The 282-nt window shown below is 65.2% G+C and carries 1 protein-coding gene; it reads left to right on the forward strand.

The genetic code is table 11. The annotated features are described in order from the left end of the window. Positions 1 to 224 (forward strand): hypothetical protein (locus EN818_RS33445; protein WP_210237344.1); only part of this gene is annotated, 224 nt, incomplete at its 5' end. Between the last annotated feature and the right edge of the window lie 58 nt (positions 225 to 282).

Raw genomic sequence — 282 nt, forward strand, 5'->3', positions numbered from 1 at the left:
CCTGCGTCGGCCGTGCGCGCGCATCGTTGCCCAGCGGGCAGAAAAAGTCGGGGCAAGAGCAGGCCATTAGTCGATCCCGAGGCGAAGCAACCACCAAAATCGACGCCCAGACCGATGGACTATTCCCGCTGGCCGACGGCCGGGTTGCCGACTGCACGGCGCAGGCAATCCCTTTCGGGTGGGTGCCGGGCGACGCCGATCCTGTACGCCAACAAGGGTCATGACAACGACGCCATTCGCCGGCAGCGTCGGGGTCTTGGGCACCTTCGCCAACAATTCCAC

The sequence above is a fragment of the Mesorhizobium sp. M3A.F.Ca.ET.175.01.1.1 genome (assembly GCF_004791945.1).
Taxonomy (GTDB): domain Bacteria; phylum Pseudomonadota; class Alphaproteobacteria; order Rhizobiales; family Rhizobiaceae; genus Mesorhizobium.